This window comes from Vibrio sp. OPT46, from assembly GCF_015163535.1.
GTDB lineage: Bacteria > Pseudomonadota > Gammaproteobacteria > Enterobacterales > Vibrionaceae > Vibrio > Vibrio alginolyticus.
The window spans coordinates 8,110-8,812 of record NZ_JADDYG010000730.1 but is presented as its reverse complement, the minus strand read 5'-3'; the positions used below and the strand labels follow the sequence as shown (position 1 = coordinate 8,812).

General features: G+C 43.8%; 1 protein-coding gene. It reads left to right on the top strand.

The window, feature by feature from the left end; all coding sequences use genetic code 11:
* Nucleotides 1–672 (top strand): TerC family protein (locus IQR33_RS26125; protein WP_193844192.1); only part of this gene is annotated, 672 nt, incomplete at its 5' end.
* Nucleotides 673–703 lie beyond the last annotated feature (31 nt).

Sequence of the window (703 nt, the reverse complement as noted above, 5' to 3'; positions counted from 1 at the left end):
GTCTTATGTGAAAGACTGCCGCTGCACCAACGTAAGCTGGCAAGAAACCTTGGTATTGGTCTTGCTGTTATTGCTCGTATTGGTTTAGTGTTTTCAATTTCTTGGATCATGCAACTGACTCAACCGCTATTTTCTTTGGCGAACCATGCGTTTACCGGAAGAGACGTTATCATGATTGCGGGTGGTGCATTCCTCTTGGCTAAAAGCCTGAAAGAGTTGTGGAGTTGGTTAAATCACAACGAGTCGGCTCACTCAACTCACGCCCGTACTGGTTTAGCGGTAGTTCTGTTGCAGATTGTTGCCGTGGATGCTGTATTCTCGATGGACTCGGTGATAACCGCCGTTGGTTTGACAAGTGATGTCCCACTTATGGTCGCAGCGATTGTTTCTTCTGCTATCGTGATGGTCATGACAGCCGAAAAAATCAATAACCTGGTGTCGTGTTACCCTGGTTTTAAGACACTTGCTTTGTTATTCCTCGTTTTGTTAGGTGGTTTATTGATGGCAGAAGGCTTCGAAATTCATATCAACAAAGGTTATGTGTATTTTGCGATGGCATTCGGCTTAATTCTGGAACTTTGTCATATCCAGTTAAAAAACAAACAACGCCCGACTATTAAACGTCTTAGTCCGTTGCGAGTTCATCCAACCAGATTAGAAGCTCGTCAATAATAAAAGATATTGCCGCTCATATGAGCGGCAT